The organism is Micromonospora sp. NBRC 107095 (assembly GCF_030269705.1).
In the GTDB taxonomy this organism is placed as follows: Bacteria; Actinomycetota; Actinomycetes; order Mycobacteriales; family Micromonosporaceae; genus Micromonospora; species Micromonospora parva.
In genome coordinates, this window is record NZ_BSTU01000004.1 from 197,453 (window position 1) to 212,665 (window position 15,213).

At 72.0% G+C, this 15,213-nt stretch carries 13 protein-coding genes; 5 read left to right on the forward strand and 8 right to left on the reverse strand.

Translation table 11 applies throughout. From position 1 onward, the window contains the following. Positions 1 to 3 precede the first annotated feature (3 nt). Together QSK15_RS20860 and QSK15_RS20865 are read left to right on the forward strand one after the other, a co-directional pair. Positions 4 to 1,176, forward strand: a complete 1,173-nt coding sequence (locus tag QSK15_RS20860) for an anhydro-N-acetylmuramic acid kinase (protein ID WP_285795838.1) — start codon at positions 4 to 6, stop codon at positions 1,174 to 1,176. A gap of 25 nt (positions 1,177 to 1,201) precedes the next feature. After that, positions 1,202 to 4,069, forward strand: coding sequence for an FAD-binding and (Fe-S)-binding domain-containing protein (locus tag QSK15_RS20865; protein WP_285795839.1), 2,868 nt, complete (start codon positions 1,202 to 1,204; stop codon positions 4,067 to 4,069). A 59-nt stretch (positions 4,070 to 4,128) separates the two neighbouring features. Here QSK15_RS20865 and QSK15_RS20870 read toward each other — a convergent pair whose 3' ends face one another. The 4 genes from QSK15_RS20870 to QSK15_RS20885 form a co-directional block, all read right to left on the reverse strand. Next, positions 4,129 to 5,052, reverse strand: a complete 924-nt coding sequence (locus tag QSK15_RS20870; RefSeq protein ID WP_285795840.1) for a peptidase inhibitor family I36 protein — start codon at positions 5,050 to 5,052, stop codon at positions 4,129 to 4,131. Between the two features lie 6 nt (positions 5,053 to 5,058). Next, a complete protein-coding gene (locus QSK15_RS20875) occupies positions 5,059 to 5,943 on the reverse strand; it encodes a peptidase inhibitor family I36 protein (RefSeq protein WP_285795841.1) in 885 nt (294 codons plus the stop codon). 32 nt (positions 5,944 to 5,975) lie between these two features. Next, complete coding sequence (locus tag QSK15_RS20880) at positions 5,976 to 6,704, reverse strand: peptidoglycan-binding domain-containing protein (RefSeq protein ID WP_285795842.1); 729 nt, start codon at positions 6,702 to 6,704, stop codon at positions 5,976 to 5,978. Between the two features lie 340 nt (positions 6,705 to 7,044). Next, positions 7,045 to 8,067: an NBR1-Ig-like domain-containing protein gene (locus QSK15_RS20885; protein ID WP_285795843.1), complete on the reverse strand. Its 1,023-nt coding sequence runs from the start codon at positions 8,065 to 8,067 to the stop codon at positions 7,045 to 7,047. Between the two features lie 138 nt (positions 8,068 to 8,205). Between QSK15_RS20885 and QSK15_RS20890 the strand changes: the two genes are divergently transcribed. After that, positions 8,206 to 8,622: a hypothetical protein gene (locus QSK15_RS20890; protein WP_285795844.1), complete on the forward strand. Its 417-nt coding sequence runs from the start codon at positions 8,206 to 8,208 to the stop codon at positions 8,620 to 8,622. Between the two features lie 70 nt (positions 8,623 to 8,692). Here QSK15_RS20890 and QSK15_RS20895 read toward each other — a convergent pair whose 3' ends face one another. From QSK15_RS20895 to QSK15_RS20910, 4 genes are all read right to left on the reverse strand, one after another. Beyond that, on the reverse strand, positions 8,693 to 10,726 hold the full coding sequence (locus tag QSK15_RS20895) for a hypothetical protein (RefSeq protein ID WP_285795845.1): 2,034 nt from the start codon (positions 10,724 to 10,726) through the stop codon (positions 8,693 to 8,695). Positions 10,727 to 10,927: 201 nt separating this feature from the next. Beyond that, the gene (locus tag QSK15_RS20900; RefSeq protein WP_167337290.1) at positions 10,928 to 11,074 is read right to left on the reverse strand and encodes a hypothetical protein; all 147 of its coding nucleotides are present in this window, start codon (positions 11,072 to 11,074) and stop codon (positions 10,928 to 10,930) included. A 128-nt stretch (positions 11,075 to 11,202) separates the two neighbouring features. Then, the gene (locus QSK15_RS20905) at positions 11,203 to 11,844 is read right to left on the reverse strand and encodes a GNAT family protein (protein WP_285795846.1); all 642 of its coding nucleotides are present in this window, start codon (positions 11,842 to 11,844) and stop codon (positions 11,203 to 11,205) included. A gap of 138 nt (positions 11,845 to 11,982) precedes the next feature. Continuing rightward, positions 11,983 to 13,197, reverse strand: a complete 1,215-nt coding sequence (locus QSK15_RS20910) for a cellulose-binding domain-containing protein (protein ID WP_285795847.1) — start codon at positions 13,195 to 13,197, stop codon at positions 11,983 to 11,985. 385 nt (positions 13,198 to 13,582) lie between these two features. On the opposite strand from QSK15_RS20910, the gene QSK15_RS20915 reads away from it, so the two are divergent. Together QSK15_RS20915 and QSK15_RS20920 are read left to right on the forward strand one after the other, a co-directional pair. Further along, positions 13,583 to 13,969, forward strand: coding sequence for a YciI family protein (locus QSK15_RS20915; protein WP_285795848.1), 387 nt, complete (start codon positions 13,583 to 13,585; stop codon positions 13,967 to 13,969). Continuing rightward, the gene (locus tag QSK15_RS20920; protein ID WP_285795849.1) at positions 13,969 to 15,189 is read left to right on the forward strand and encodes an RNA polymerase sigma factor; all 1,221 of its coding nucleotides are present in this window, start codon (positions 13,969 to 13,971) and stop codon (positions 15,187 to 15,189) included. The genes QSK15_RS20915 and QSK15_RS20920 overlap by 1 nt, the downstream gene beginning before the upstream one ends. Positions 15,190 to 15,213: the final 24 nt, after the last annotated feature.

Consider the following 15,213-nt stretch of genomic DNA (forward strand, 5'->3'; position numbering starts at 1 on the left):
GTGATGCGCGTGATCGGCCTGATGTCCGGAACCTCCTACGACGGCATCGAAGCCGCCGCCGCCGACCTCGACCTCAGCGGTGACACGCTGCGGATGCGAACGCTGGGCCGGCTCAGCCACCCGTACCCCGAGCAGTTGCGCACCCGGATCGCCGCCGCCCTGCCGCCCGCCCCGACCACCACCGAGGCGATCTGCGTGCTGGACACCGGCATCGGCCAGGCGTTCGCCGAGGCCGGCGTGCGGGCCCTCGCGGAACTCTGCGACGGCCACGCCGACCTGCTCGTCTCGCACGGACAGACCATGCACCACTGGGTCGAGGACGGCACGGTGCGCGGCACCCTCCAGCTGGGTCAGCCGGCCTGGATCGCGGAGGCCACCGGTCTTCCGGTGGTGGCCGACCTGCGCAGCCGCGACGTCGCCGCCGGCGGCCAGGGCGCCCCCCTGGTCGCCCTGTTCGACGCGCTGCTGCTGGGTGGTCTGCCCGGCGTCCCGGCCGCCCTGAACCTGGGCGGCATCGCCAACATCACCGTCGTCGCCCCGGACGCCGACCCGCTCGCCTTCGACACCGGCCCGGCCAACGCGCTCCTCGACGCCGCCGTCCGCCACTTCAGCGGGGGCACCGAGCACTACGACCGGGACGGACGCGGGGCGGCCGCCGGGCTGGTTAACCCCGCCCTGCTGCGGCGCCTGCTCGACGAGCCGTACTACCGGCTGCCCGGCCCGAAGAGCACCGGCAAGGAGCTGTTCCACGCGCCGTACCTGCTGGCCGCCCTCGCCGACGCGCCCACGCCGGACCCGCAGGACGTGTTGGCCACGCTCACCCGACTGACGGCGGTCACGGTGGCCGACGCCTGCCGCGATCACGGCGTCACGCGGCTCGTCGTCTCCGGCGGTGGGGCGCGCAACCCGACGCTGATGCGCATGATCGCCGACGAGCTACCGGGCGTCGACCTGTCGTCGAGCGACGACCTGGGTGTCGCGTCGGACGCCAAGGAGGCGTTGGCCTTCGCGCTGCTGGGCTACCTGACCGTGCACGGGCTGCCGGGCACCCTTCGCTCGGGCACCGGCGCGCGGCACCCGTCCGTCCTCGGCAGCATCACCCCCGGCCGGCAGCCGCTACGGCTGCCCGCGCCGGTCAGCACCGCTCCCCACCGGCTGCAGATCGTCGCCGACTGACCGTCCCTCCCCGGGAGGATCGCCCATGAGCACCGCCGTACCCGCGCCAACCTCGGCCGGCGTCCGCGCCCGTGCGGTCGCCGAGATGCTGCGCGCGCGCCTCGCTGACCCCAACCGGGCCAGCGCCGAGCTGCCCCGGAGGCTGGCGGCGGCACACGACGCCTCGCCGTACCTGTTCGAACCGCAGGCCGTGGTCCGCGCCGCCTCGGCGGCCGAGGTCGGGGCGCTCATGGCCGGCGCCCGGGAGGCGGGCGTGCCGTTGACCCTGCGCGGCGGCGGCACCAGCCTCGCCGGGCAGGCCGGCGGCGCGGGCGTGCTGGTCGACGTCCGCACCGACTGGCGGCACGCCGAGGTCCTCGACGACGGCCGGCGCATCCGGCTGCAACCCGGCCTGACGATCCGGCAGGCCAACGCCCGGCTGGCCCGCTACCGACGTCGGCTCGGCCCGGACCCGGCCAGCGAGGCCGCCTGCACCGTCGGTGGCATGGTGGCCAACAACTCCAGCGGGATGACCTGCGGCACCACCGACAACGCGTACCGGACGATGGAATCGCTGCGCTTCGTGCTTCCGTCCGGCACCGTCGTCGACTCCGGCGTCCGCAACGCCGACGACCGGCTGCGGGCCGACGAGCCCGAGCTGCACGCCGGGCTGCTGCGGCTGCGCGACCGGGTGCGCTCGACGCCGCAGTCACGCGCCACCATCGAGCGGCTGTTCGCCATGAAGAACACCATGGGGTACGGGCTGAACTCGCTGCTCGACCACGACAGCCCGGTCGAGATGCTCGCCCACCTGATGATCGGCAGTGAGGGCACGCTCGGCTTCGTGGCCGAAGCCGTCTTCCGTACCGTCGAGATCCACGACCACGCCGCCACCGGCCTGCTGATCCTGCCCGGTCTCACCGCCGCCACCGACGCGCTGCCCGCCCTGCTCGCCGCCGGCGCCCGTACCGCCGAACTGCTCGACGCGGCAGCGCTGCGGGTCAGCCAGCGCGACCCGGGTGCGAGCCCGGCCCTGCGCGGGCTGACGGTCACCGGCCACGCCGCGCTGCTGGTCGAGTTCACCGAGGAGAGCGCGGAGCGGCTGGCCGCGACGCTGGCCGACGCCCGAGGAGTGCTCGACCGGCTGCCGGCCGTCGCGGGCACCGAGCTGACCCGCGACCCGCGCGAACGGGCCAAGCTCTGGCACCTGCGCAAGGGCCTCTACACCGCCGTCGCCGGCGCCCGCCCACCCGGCACCACCGCCCTGCTGGAGGACATCGCGGTGCCGATGCCACGGCTGACCGGCACCTGCGACGGGCTGATCCGGCTGTTCGACAGGCACGGCTACCCGGACGCGGTGATCTTCGGGCACGCCCGCGACGGCAACCTGCACTTCATGCTCACCCAGTCCTTCGACACCGCGGCCGAGATCGACCGCTACGCCCGGTTCACCGACGACATGGTCGACCTCGTGCTGGCCGAAGGGGGCACCCTCAAGGCCGAGCACGGCACCGGCCGGGCCATGGCACCCTTCGTCCGCCGGCAGTACGGCGACGAGCTGTACGACGTGATGCGCGAGCTGAAACGGTTGTGCGACCCGAGCGGCCTGCTCAACCCCGGTGTGCTGCTCAACGACGACCCGACCGTGCACCTGCGGCAGCTCAAGGCCGTGCCGACCGTCGACCCCGAGCTGGACGCCTGCGTCGAGTGTGGCTACTGCGAGCCGGTCTGCCCCACCGCCGACGTCACCACCACCCCCCGGCAGCGCATCGTCCTGCAACGACAGATCGCCCTCGCCACCGCCGCCGGCGACGAGGAACGCCGCCGGGAACTCACCGCCGACTACGCGTACGCCGCGGTGGACAGCTGCGCCGCCGACAGCCTCTGCGTCACCGCCTGCCCGGTCGGCATCGACACCGGGGCGGCGATGAAGCGGCTGCGCGCCGATCGGCACAGCCCACGCGCCCAGCGCACCGCCCGCACCGCCGCACGGCACTGGCAGGCCGCCGTGACGGGCGTCCGGGTGGGACTGACCGCCGCGCACGCCGTACCGGCGCCACTGACCCGCGCCGCCACCGGGGTGATCCGTGGGCTCGGCGGGAGCGAACTCATGCCGCTGTGGAGCGACGACATGCCGCGCGCCGGTGCGCCCCGACCCGCGCCCCGCAGCGCGCCGGACGCCCGGGCAGTGTTCTTCGCGGCCTGCGTCGGCAGCCTCTTCGCACCCGAGGACGGCCGGTCCGGCGGTTCGGCTGCGGCGTTCCTGCGCCTCTGCGAGCTGGCCGGAGTGCCGCTGGTCGTACCGAACGGAACGGCGGGCCTGTGCTGCGGAACCCCGTGGCAGTCCAAGGGCTATCCCGCCGGGCACCGGGAGATGGCCGAGCGGACCCTGGCCGCGCTCTGGGCGGCCAGCGACGAGGCTCGGCTGCCCGTCGTCTGCGACGCGTCGTCCTGCACACACGGGCTGACGCAGCTGACCGCCGCGCTGCCCGAGGAGGACCGGGCCCGCTACGCCGCGCTGCGCGTCGTCGACAGCGTGACCTTCACCGCCGAGCACCTCCTGCCGGCGCTGCCGCAGCCCCGGCGACTGCGCTCGCTGGCCCTGCACCCCACCTGCTCCACCGTGCACCTCGACGGCATGGACGACCTGCGCACCGTCGCCCGGGCGGTCGCCGACACCGTCACCGTGCCGGACAGTTGGGGGTGCTGCGCCTTCGCCGGTGACCGAGGGCTGCTGCACCCCGAGGTCACGGCCGGTGCCACGGCGGCGCAGGCCACCGAGATCAACCAGCGCGACCACGACGCGTACGCCTCCTGCAACCGCACCTGCGAGCTGGGCATGAGCCGGGCCACCGGCCAGCCGTACCGGCACGTGCTGGAGGTTCTCGTCGAGGCCGTCGAGCCGCCGGCGTAACCGACACACACGCGCCGCCCGCCGCGATCTGCGGCGGGCGGCGCGTGTGATACGTGATCTCAGGACAGGGCGATGTCGCTGTAGTAGTAGCGCAGGATCGCCTGGTAGGTCTTGCCCTGGTTGGCGAGGTCACGCGAGCCGTACTGCGACAGCCAGTCCCCGTCCACCCAGCCACCGCACGCGGTCGTCGTCGCGCAGTAGTGCGCCCGCAGGATGTTGCCGTTGCGGGTCATCCGCGCCGACCAGGTCCGGTCCACAGCGGCGGACGTCGACGACTGTGCCGACGACGGCCGGTAGACCTGGTCGCCGGTGTCGTCCCGGACGTCGTAGCACTGTCCACCGGACGTCTTCCGGGTCGAGTGCAACGCCCAGTACCAGCCGTAGCTCTTCACGGCCATGGCACCTGCGTCCAGCGAGGCGGCCGGCCAGCTCGTGATCCACTCGTTCGGGAGGACGTTCTTGACGTACGTCTTGAAGTCGACCCGATCGACGCGCCCAAGACTGACCCGGTACACGAGGATCGTGCTCGGCAGCTTGGTGTTGGTGCCGTCGGTGCTACAGCCCGTCGCCCCGCTCACCAACTCGTGCGAGGCGTTGTTGTTCTTCAGCGTGGCGTTGAGGTTTGCCTTCGCCCCGGACGCGAAGTCCTGGTAGGAACCGGCGAAGTTGCTGTTGAAGTAGACCCGCACGGTCTTGCCGGTCCGGTTCCACACCGACGCGGCGTTGTTCTTCACGCACAGGCCCTTGCCGCTGCCCGCGCCCTTGAAGTCGTAGCAGGTCGGCTGGGTCGTACCGTAATCATCCAGCGAGTCGGTGAAGTCGGAGACCGAGCCGGCCTGGTTGCTGTTGTAGTAGTAGCAGAACTCGCCGCTGTCGCAGGTTCCGTCCCGTCCCGCCGCCGCTGCCGGCGAGGCGACACTCAGGATGGAGGTGGACATGGCGAGGACGGCGCCGACGATCGCGAGGCCCTTGCGGATATTCACGACGTCCTACCTCTCGTTGTAGCCCTGGGAGTTCCAGAACGCGGTCGGGTCGGCGTTGTCCAGGACCGGGTCGTTGACACTGACGGCCGCGTGGGTCTGCCGGCCGGCCCGGACCTCGACGTGGGTGTGCGCGCTCGAGCTGGAGGACACCCCGTGCCACGACTCGTCGGCGATGACCTGGCCCTTGCTGATGGCGTCGCCCACGCTCAGCCCGGACCTCGGCGCGGTGTGCAGGTAGATCACCGACTTGTTGAGCGAGGAGTTGTAGACGGAGATGGTGGACAGGCCGCCGCTGCCGGTGGCACCCCGCGCGATGTAGATGACCGTTCCGGAGACCAGGGCGCGCACGTCCGAGCCGTTGCTGCGGGCGATGTCGATGCCCTCGTGCCGGCCTGGCGTGGTGGTGTAGCCGTCGAAGGCGCACGTGACCGAGCCGCCGCTGGCCTGGTACAGGGCGTACGACAGGTTCGTGCGGGTCGACGGTGCGAACTCGTGCGAGGCGTTGTTGTTCTTCAGCGTGGCGTTGAGGTTGCCCTTCGCGCCGGCCGCGAAGTCCTGGTAGGAGCCGGCGTAGCCGCTGTTGTAGTAGACGCGGACGGTCTTGCTGCTGCGGTTCCAGACCGAGGCGGCCTCGTTCTTGATGCACAGGCCCTTGCCAGCGCCGGCGCCCTTGAAGTCGTAGCACGAGGGCTGCTCGGTGCCGTAGTCGGCGAGCGAGCCGGTGAAGTCCGAGACCGACCCCGCGTTGTCGCTGTTGTAGTAGTAGCAGAACTCGCCGCTGTCGCAGACCCCGTCGCGGGCCGCCGCCGACGCGGGCGATCCGACGCTGAGGATCGAGGTGGTCGCGGCCAGCGCGACGCCGACGGCCGCAAGGCTCTTCCGGATGTTCATGGTGTCCTTTCCGAATTGGTGAGGGGTGCGGGTCACTGCCCGCGCTGGTACTGCTCCCAGGTCCTGATCGCGACCTGGGGGCCGTCGTCCGGTCCCTGGTTGGCCAGACCGTTCAGGCCCAGGTAGTAGTCACCGACCTGGTGCTGCGCCTGACTGGACAGGTCCGTGTCGTTGATCGCGGCGGCGTGGATGTGCCACGGCCATTCGCCCTGATCCGGGTTGCGGACCCAGGCGGCGAAGCCGACCTGGCGCAGGGCCCGGGCCACGGCGGTGCGCCTGGCCGCGGTCATGCCGGTGACCGCGATGTCCACCACACCCCCGCCGTCGTGCGTACCGGCCGAGGTGGGGTCGCCGCCGGGGTTGTACGAGCCCTGGTCGAGCACCAGGGGGTAGCCGAGCAGCCGCTGCGCCTCGGCCAGCATCGCCTGGGTACGGGCGTTGACGACGTACCCGTCACGCGGGACCTTCGCCCCCGGGCCGATCGTGTTGGCGACGGTGTAGCGGTTCTGCCCGAGCTTCGTCAGCGACGTCGTGCCGGGCAGCCCGTTCGCGGCCAGGCCGGTGTAGCCGAGCGAGCGTTGGTACGCGGCGTACGCCGAGATGGTCACGGTGCCGAAGTAGCCGTCGACCCACTGCGCGTTCAGCAGGCCCTGCGCCTGCAACGCCTGCTCGACAGCGAGCACGGAGCTCTTCGCGCCCGGGGTCAGGGTGTCGTCGGGGCGGCGGGGGTCGATCTGGGCGGCCAGGACGGTGGCTTCCATGTCCACGACTGGCCGCACGGCCGTGGCGACGGTTCGCTGCGCGGTGGTGCCGGATGTGGCGGCCCACGCGTGGGCCGGGACCCCGACGGCCACACAGAGCGCGGCGAGCCCGACGGATAACCACTGACGACGCACTGTCGATTCTCCTCGCGGTTGGTGAGTCGTTCGGAACGGACATCACCTTGCGAGAATCGACCTGCTGTTCGGTACCCCCTCCGTCCTGTCAGATCCGTCAGATGGTCATCGACCTCGACGGATGTGGTGTTGTCAGCTTCGGCGGCACCGGGGCTGACACCGGCTGATCGTGCGCTGACACCGGTACGGGCGACCGGGGACCCGCTCAGGCGATGACGGTGACCATGAAGTACACCGGCCGGCGGGTGGGGAAGAACTCCTGCCCGTTCTCGTCGACCATCTTCCAACTCACCCAGCACTTCCCGGGGCGGCTCGGCGCGGTGACCTGAACGCTGATCATCACCTGCTCGTCGGGGGGCGTGTCACCGATCGCCACCCGGTCCGGCACCTGGCAACCGTCGGCGTCGGCGGTGGGGTTGGTCCGGGCGAGGAAACGGTTGTGCCAGGCGACCTTCCCCACGTTCTTGAGGGCCCACACCTTCACGAACTGGGAGTTCACCCGCACCCGGGTGCCGTCGGGGATGGTCACGTCGGCGATGAACTTGCTGGAGTCGCCGGGGATCAGCGAGTCCGAGAACGCTGACTCGGAGGGCAACGCCGACGGTGAGGGCGACGCCGCGGCACCGGAGTCGTCCCGGGACCTGTCGCGGACGATGACACCCACGACGGCAACCATCGCCACCACCAGCACGACCGAGGCGGCGGCGAGCCACGGCAGTCGGTGCCGCCGTGCACCCACCACCTCCTCGTCGGTCTGCGGGTAGCCCGTGACGACCAACACGCCCCGATCCCCGGGCGGCGTCGCGGGGACGCCGGAGACGACGGGCCGGTGGGTCCGCGGGGCGTCGATCCTGGTGTCGGGCTGCTTGTCGGCAGTGGCGGGTGGGGTGTCGACGCCGGCCGGGGAAGCGCTGCCGACCGGTGCCACCTCGGCGTCCGCGACGCCGGGGACCGTTCCGGAAAGCTGTGCGTCCTCCCATCGACGCCGCCACTGGACCTCGTCCGCCTCGCAGGCTCGCACGAACTCCCGGACGGTCTCCCAGGAGGGGAACCTGGTTCCGGAGGCTGCCTCGTGCAGCGTGGTGTGCGAGATCCGGCCCGAGCGCCCGGCCATCTTCCGGAACGACGGGTCGCCCGCGTCGGCCCGCAGTGCCCGTAGCTGTTCGGCGAACCGCTCGGCGGCCCGTCTGTCCTGAGTCGACTCCGTGGCGGCACGTTGGTCCTTCATCACTCCCCCATGTCAGACGACGTTGTCAGGCGTTGTCAGAGCGTGTCAGAGGGTACCGAACGGGCGGTGGCCGCCATCAATGTGGTGCATCGACGACACCGGGGGGCGACGCCCCGGTGCATTGAAGGAGGTCACCCGATGAAAAGCCGTTTCCGACGTGGCGTACGTATCCTCGCGGCCGCCGGTCTGGCTCTGCCCGCGACGCTGGCGTTCGCCGGACCCGCGCACGCCGAAACCAACCCGCGCTGTGCGGGCTCGGTGCAGATCGGTGCGACGGCGTACGTCACCGTCGGCGGTCAGACCGCGGCGTCGGTCAAGCAGTACAAGGGCTGCGGTAAGAACTACGCCTACACGTACGTGTGGCAGCAGTACCGGGCCAGCCACGGCTCGTACCAGGTGTGCACCTCCATCGTGACCGGAAGCACGCTGCGCGACCTGCAGTGCTCCAGCGGCCCGGAGGTCTGGTCGCTGGGCGCGAACACGCTGTCGGTGTGCACCCGTGCCCTCGGCGGCATCTCGGACGTGGCGCAGAAGGAGACCGAGGTGCGCTGCTGACCTGACGGGTTCGACGTACCCCGGTGGGGTGCTGGCCGGGCCAGCACCCCACCGGGTCACGATGTCCGGGTCAGGGGCAGGGGGCGCCCGCACAGACGTCGATGACCTTGCCGGTGAGCAGGAAGACGGCCTTCTGTTTCTGGGCCCCGACCTGGGCGCGGGGGAACTCGTGCGGGTCGTCGCCGAACTCCGGCCCGGCCGGGGCGAGGTTGGTCGGCGGTGGCGCCTGGGCCGCGCCGCTGTTCCAGATCACCATCGCCGAGCCGCTGTACGGGTAGCGGCGGATCGGCGCGATGCCCCAGTACGGGCGCACGTCCAGTGACCAGCCGTCGGCGAGCGCGGGGGTGTGCAGGCGGGCGCCGATGGTGCGCGCCTGCACCTCCGCGGCGGCGGGTGACACCTGCTGGTCGCCGAAGGCCACGTGCATCAGCACCTGGTGGGCGGGGGTGCGCGGTAGGGGCCGGTCGGTCAGGTGCTGGGCGTACCCGTTGGCCTCGGACCGGTCCCACAGCATCTGCAGCAGCGCGAGAATGAGCTGCTGGTCGACAATGTCCGGGTAGTAGCCGTCCAGCACGCTCTGGAACGGTGCGAAGTCCACACTGCGTTGCAGCAGCGTGGAGTAGTTCATCGCCGGCACGCCGAGCACCGACCGGGTCCAGTCCTGGGCGATGGCGGTGAGCGCGCCGCCGTTGATGCCGCCCTGGCTGTTGCCGTCGTAGTGCAGCCCGCCACCGCGATCGATCAGCGGTCGGGCGGTGGCGTCCCGGAACGCCGGGTGGGCGGCGAAGCCGCCGGGGTGGATCATCGCGCGGCCCAGGAAGAGGAAGTTCAGGAAGCTCTGCTGCAACCTGTCGGCCACCGCGGGGAAGGCGCTGAGGTCGGTGAAGGCACCGGCCACATACGGGACGTCGGCGGCGGCCATGCCGATCCAACTGGTCGCGCAGAAGGTGAAGTTGTGGGTGTTCGACATCGTCCTGACGTTGCCGGCGTTGATCTCGGTCGGTCGGCCGAGCAGCCCGTGACCGTACAGCGAGAGGTGCGCCGGTTTCGCTGCCGAGGCGCTGCGCGGGATGTTGCAGACGAAGTCCGCCGCCAGTGTCGTGCCCGACGGCGTGGGCAGGGCGTTGGGCGTGGGCGGCGTCCCGGCCCCGCCGGCCGGGCCGTAGTGCAGCCGTGAGCCGGGCCCGCCGTCGCCGGTCAGATAGGACGGAACGCCGATGGTGCCGGTGACCTGCCGGGCGATCAGCGGGTCCTGCTCGGGCCGGTAGTCGGTCACCTGGGTGACGGTGACCGACGGCGCGGCCCGGCCGAGGTCGGCGAAGGCGTCGTCGCGGACCGCCAGCATCCGGCCGGTCAGCCCGTGCCGGCTGGCCACGGTGAAGTCCCAGGCCAGGTAGAGGCTGTGCCGGTTGACACCGGTGCGGGTCAGGTCGGTGAGGATCCTGCGCATCTGCGGCGCCCGGGGGTCGCGGTGGGTGAGGCCGGCACCCGTCACGTACGCCGTGAACGCCTTCGGCGCTCGGATCGGGGCCCCGTTTCCGTCGCGCAGGCCCCGCAGCCCGACCACGTAGCGGGTGCCCTCGGCCAGCGCCACCGCCGGCCGGATGATCAGCAGCTGCCGGTCGGGCTGGCCGGCGGCGTGCGCGTCCAGCTCGGCCCAGTACGGCGTGCGTTCGCCGGTCCGGGCGTTGAGCAGCACGATCGGGGCGTCCGGTGCCAGCGAACGGCCGATGTCGGTGACCGGGGCGATCCCGCTCGCGGTGGCATCGAGACCGGGTACGCGCACCAGGATCGGCGAGCCCGGGCTGAATCCGTCCTGCCGGTTCCACTCCGTCGGGTCGATGGGGGTTCCCCGCACGTTGGCGGGCATCGCGGCGGCGGCGAACCGTACCCGTTTACCGGTGGGGCTGCTCCGGTCCGGCACGGTGAAATAGTCGTTCGGGAACGGCAGCAGGCAGGCGGTCGGGTCGATCGGGTCGCAGGACGGGTGCCTGGCCGGTGCGGGTGTCGTCGGCGGTGCCGCGGGGGCCGCCGTGCCGAGCAGGACCGCGCCCGCGCTCACCAGCACGGACACGGCGAGACGGAGCCCTCTGGGGGTGGTCACAGGCATCTCCTTCGACGCTGGACGGCGGATCGATGCAGGGGCTGACGGTGGTGGTGTTCTTCCTACGCTTGTGAAAGAAGCTCAGCAAGGGTCGATGAGTCCGTCCGCACACGATCGCGGGCGACGCCGCAGCAGCGGGCCGCCCGCGATCGATCGCCCTCCCGCCACCGGCCGACGCCGCGCCGAGGAGTTACGGAAGGGTCAGTCGGTGATCACCGGCCAGGCGTAGGCGAGCAGGGCGCAGGCGGCACCCAGAAGCGCGAGCGAGACACCCCTCGTGGGCAACGGCAGGGCCGCGAGCACGATCAGGATGACCGCGACGACGTAGAGAAATGCCTGGACCGACATGGTGTTCTCCTCGATCAGGGGGTAGAGGCGGCTGCCTTCATCCGCCGGGATGCCCCCGGACGTGATCGTGGAAACGTCCCGCCGGTCACGGTCCGCGCACAGTGGACGCGCGTGCGCCCGTGTGCCGCCTAGATCTCCAGTAGTAGTGCCTCGGCGCCCACCGGTCGAAATCCCGCCGCCTGGAAGGCGCGCACACTGCGGGCGTTCCCGGTGGCCTGCTGGGCCCATACCGGCTGGCCATCGGGCACCAGGTGCCGGGCCGCCGTCGCCAGCGCCCGCCCCAGGCCCCGGTGGCGACGCTCGTCGTCGACCTCTATCGCCGCCTCCCAACGGCCGGCCACCCCTCGGCCGAGCACGACCACCCCACCCTCGGCGGCCCAGACCCGGACGTCGTCACGGCGCCGACGGGCCCTGACCTCGCGGGGATGATCGCCGTCGGCAAGCTCGGTCAGCCGCAGTGGCGGCGGCCCGGCAAGGCTGCTCGCGACGGTCAGCAGATCGATGGTATCCATGGACCGCCGGGTGCGGTCGAGCAGCGCACCCAGGAAACGCGGATTCATCGTGGCCGCCAACGGGTCGCAGTCGGTGCTGCTCAGCACACGGCGTACCCACTGGGGGTCTTCGTCGGTGAACACCACCGAGTGCCCGGTGAAGGCGATGACTCCGGCGTCACGGCGGCTGGGTTGCGGCACCACTGTGGTCCCGCCGTCCGGTGGTGGGAAGTGCCCGTGCGCCGCCGCGTCCAGGACGTCGGCCAGGTTGCGGTCCATTGTCGCTCTCTCCTGCGGGCCCGGCCAGGTCGAGGCCGACGCGGTCCAGGGTGTGACCCACCCTCGGGGTCACACCCTAGACACCACCGTCGGAGTGACGGCGCACCGCTGCCGGTCGCCGTCGACGACCCCGACGGGTCAGCAGCCGATCCGGCTCGACCCCACCGCGACGTCGTCGTACCAGAGGGTGTCGGCTCCGCCGCCGTAGCTCTCCCAGCCCAGCTTCAGGTCGGTCAGCTGCGGTCGCCAGGTGCGGTTGTACCACTGGCCGTCGATGTCGTGCGTCGGCGCGCCGTCGGCGGTCAAGCCGGCGATGGCGGTGCCGTCCAACCAGGTACGCAGCTGACCAGCCGCGCCGTCCACCATGAATTCCAGGCAGGTCCACCGGTTGGTGGGCAGCGGCACGCTCTGTGCCACCCCGGCCGGGCTCTGCTCGGGCAGGGTCGCGTCGTCGGAGGCGCGGTTCCACTGCAGGGCGCCGTTCTGGCCACCCAAGCGCAGGTCCTTGTTGCCGTCGGCGGCGTCGACCATCGCCATCATCGTGGTGTGTTCGGTGGGCTGGGCGCTGGTGTGCCGGACCCAGATCCGCCCGTAGCGGACGGTGCCCACACTGCCCAGGTTCTTGGTGGACCTGATGAAGACGTGGTTGCAGTACCCGGCTGCCCCGTTGATCCGGACCGACCGGCTGCCGCTGTGCGCGGTGGTGGTGTCGATGGTGGCGGTGCCGGCGCCGGAACAGTCCGGGCTGACCACGGCCCAGTCACCGGACGGCGTCGAACCGGTCTGGCTCTCGAAGCCGTCGCAGAGCACCGCGCCGGCACACCCGGTCGGCGGCTCGGTCGTCGGCGGCGGGGTGGTCGGCGGGGGCGTCGTCGGTGGGGGCGTCGTCGGCGGTGGGGTGGTCGGCGGGGGCGTCGTCGGCGGTGGGGTGGCACCGTTGCACGGGACGCCGTTCAGAGCGAATCCGGTCGGTGCGCCGGGACTGGAGCCGTACGTCCCCTGCAGCCCGAACTCGGTGGAGCCGCCGGCCGGGATACCGCCGTTGTACGACGCGTTACGGGCGGTCACCGTCGAGCCCGACTGGCTGACAGTGGCGTTCCAGCCGCTGGTGACCCGCTCGTCCCCCGGGTACGTCCAGGTGACGGTCCAACTGGAGACGGCCGTGTCCCCCGGGGAGACCTTGATGGCGGCGGTGAACCCGCCGGGCCACTGGTTGGGTGTGTAGTCGACCCGGCAACCCTGGGCGGCCGACGCCGGGCCGGTGAGCGCTGCCGCGCCGGTTGCGGTCGCGGCGGCGGCCAGCGCGGCGACGATGACCACTGTCGCGGCGGGGCGGGCACGGAAGATCGTCATGAAAGGTCCTTCTGATTCGAGCTGAGCGGAGGCGGCGGCGCGTCCTGGACGGACGCGACGCGAGAACGTGCCCTGGATGCGGCGCGGCGGTGCGCCACAGCTACCGGTCGTGCGGACGACCGAGATGCCCGGCTCGGGGTGGACCTGTCAGCCGCCGACGGCCCGGTCTCCCGGTCCTCGGCGGCGCCCATCCTCAATCTATTGATGCGCGCCGATTGAATCAAGACCGCCGGCGGGCGTCCGGTTCGGTGGGCCGCCACCCGTGGTCCGGGGAGTCGGCGGTGTCGCGGCGAAGGAATCCCCGGGCGATGTCGATTCGCGGGCCGCTCATTCGACGAGTGCGTGCGAGGGTCGGGAGGCGGCCCCGTCGGATGAGGAGAAGACGATGTCGAGGTACATGTTGATCATGCGGGGCACCGACGAGACGAACGCGGCCATGATGGCCTCGATCGATGAGGCGATGGCGGCGACCGGTCGGTTCATCGAGGAGATGATGAAGGCGGACGTGCTCGTCGCGGCCGAAGGTCTCGACGATCCGCGTCAGGGCGTCGTGGTCGACTTCGGTGGCGAGACGCCGGTGGTCACCGACGGCCCGTACGGCGAGACCCGGGAGTTGTTCGGGGGCTACTTCCTGCTCGACGTCGCCACGAAGCAGGAGGCGGTCGAGTGGGCCAAACGGGTCCCGGCGGTCCGCGGATCCAAGATCGAGGTCCGTCGGGTGGCCGAGGCCGACGAGGTCCCGCTGGGCGGCGAGAGCAACGGCCAGGTCTGATGGGTACGGTCGACGTCGAGGCCGTCTGGCGGATCGAGTCGGCGCGGATCGTCGCCGCGCTGACCCGGTTCACCGGTGACTTCGGGCTGGCCGAGGACGCCGCCCAGGAGGCGGTTGCCGAGGCACTGGTGTCCTGGCCGCGTGGATCTCCGGCCAATCCGGCCGGGTGGCTGATGGCCACGGCCCGGCGACGGGCGATCGACGCGATCCGCCGCCGGGCCGCCCTCCAGGACCGGTATGCCCTGTTGGCGGTCGACCCCGTGATCGACCAGGAGATCGATCCGGACCGGATCGGCGACGACGTGTTGGCGCTGATGTTCGTCAGCTGCCACCCGGTGCTCCCCCGCGAGGCGCGGGTGGCGCTGACCCTGCGGGTGGTGGGCGGCCTGTCCAGCGAGGAGATCGCCCGCGCGTTCCTGGTGCCCGTGCCGACCGTGCAGGCCCGCATCACCCGGGCCAAGAAGGCGATCGCGGCGGCCGGGGTGCCGTTCGAGCTGCCGCCGGCCGGCGCGCGCCGGGAGCGGCTGGGCGGCGTGCTCAGCGTCCTCTACGTGATCTTCACCGAGGGGTCGACGGCCACCTCGGGTGAGCGGCTGCTGCGCCCCGACGTCGCCGAGGAGGCGATCCGGCTGGTCCGCACACTGGCCGCCCTGCAACCGGACGAGCCGGAGGTGCACGGCCTGCTCGCGTTGTGCGAGCTGACAGCGGCCCGCTTCCCGGCCCGGACCGACCCGCAGGGCGCGCCGGTCCTCCTCGCCGACCAGGACCGCCGACTGTGGGACCTGTCGGCGATTCGTCGTGGGCTCGCCGCACTGGCCAGGGCATCGGGGCGCGGCCTCGGCCCGTACGGCCTGCAGGCCGCGATCGCGGCCACCCACGCGTCGGCGCCCTCGGTCGAGGAGACCAACTGGGCGCGGATCGTCCGGCTCTACGACGCGCTCGGCCGGGTCGCGCCCTCGCCGCTGGTCGAGCTCAACCGGGCCGTCGCGGTGGCCATGGCCTCGGGTCCGGCACCAGCCCTGGCCGTCGTGGACGAGCTGATCGCCTCGAACCGGCTCCCCGGCTCGCACCTCGTCCCGACCGTACGCGGTGAACTGCTGACCCGCCTCGGCCGGCTTCCGGAGGCCCGCGCCGAGTTGGCGCTGGCCGCCCGGCTCTGCGCCAATCAGCGCGAACGCTCGGTGCTTCTCGGCAAGGCGGCCGCGCTGGGCGGTGACTGAGGTGGCCGGTCGGCGCGGGGATCC

Excerpts from the sequence above, each read along its gene's own strand:
- QSK15_RS20915 (WP_285795848.1), top strand. The coding sequence starts at position 13,583 with ATGTCGAGGTACATGTTGATCATGCGGGGCACCGACGAGACGAACGCG.
- QSK15_RS20860 (WP_285795838.1), top strand. The coding sequence starts at position 4 with ATGCGCGTGATCGGCCTGATGTCCGGAACCTCCTACGACGGCATCGAA.
- QSK15_RS20910 (WP_285795847.1), bottom strand. The coding sequence starts at position 13,197 with ATGACGATCTTCCGTGCCCGCCCCGCCGCGACAGTGGTCATCGTCGCC.
- QSK15_RS20880 (WP_285795842.1), bottom strand. The coding sequence starts at position 6,704 with ATGGAAGCCACCGTCCTGGCCGCCCAGATCGACCCCCGCCGCCCCGAC.
- QSK15_RS20900 (WP_167337290.1), bottom strand. The coding sequence starts at position 11,074 with ATGTCGGTCCAGGCATTTCTCTACGTCGTCGCGGTCATCCTGATCGTG.
- QSK15_RS20920 (WP_285795849.1), top strand. The coding sequence starts at position 13,969 with ATGGGTACGGTCGACGTCGAGGCCGTCTGGCGGATCGAGTCGGCGCGG.
- QSK15_RS20885 (WP_285795843.1), bottom strand. The coding sequence starts at position 8,067 with ATGAAGGACCAACGTGCCGCCACGGAGTCGACTCAGGACAGACGGGCC.
- QSK15_RS20875 (WP_285795841.1), bottom strand. The coding sequence starts at position 5,943 with ATGAACATCCGGAAGAGCCTTGCGGCCGTCGGCGTCGCGCTGGCCGCG.
- QSK15_RS20865 (WP_285795839.1), top strand. The coding sequence starts at position 1,202 with ATGAGCACCGCCGTACCCGCGCCAACCTCGGCCGGCGTCCGCGCCCGT.
- QSK15_RS20890 (WP_285795844.1), top strand. The coding sequence starts at position 8,206 with ATGAAAAGCCGTTTCCGACGTGGCGTACGTATCCTCGCGGCCGCCGGT.
- QSK15_RS20905 (WP_285795846.1), bottom strand. The coding sequence starts at position 11,844 with ATGGACCGCAACCTGGCCGACGTCCTGGACGCGGCGGCGCACGGGCAC.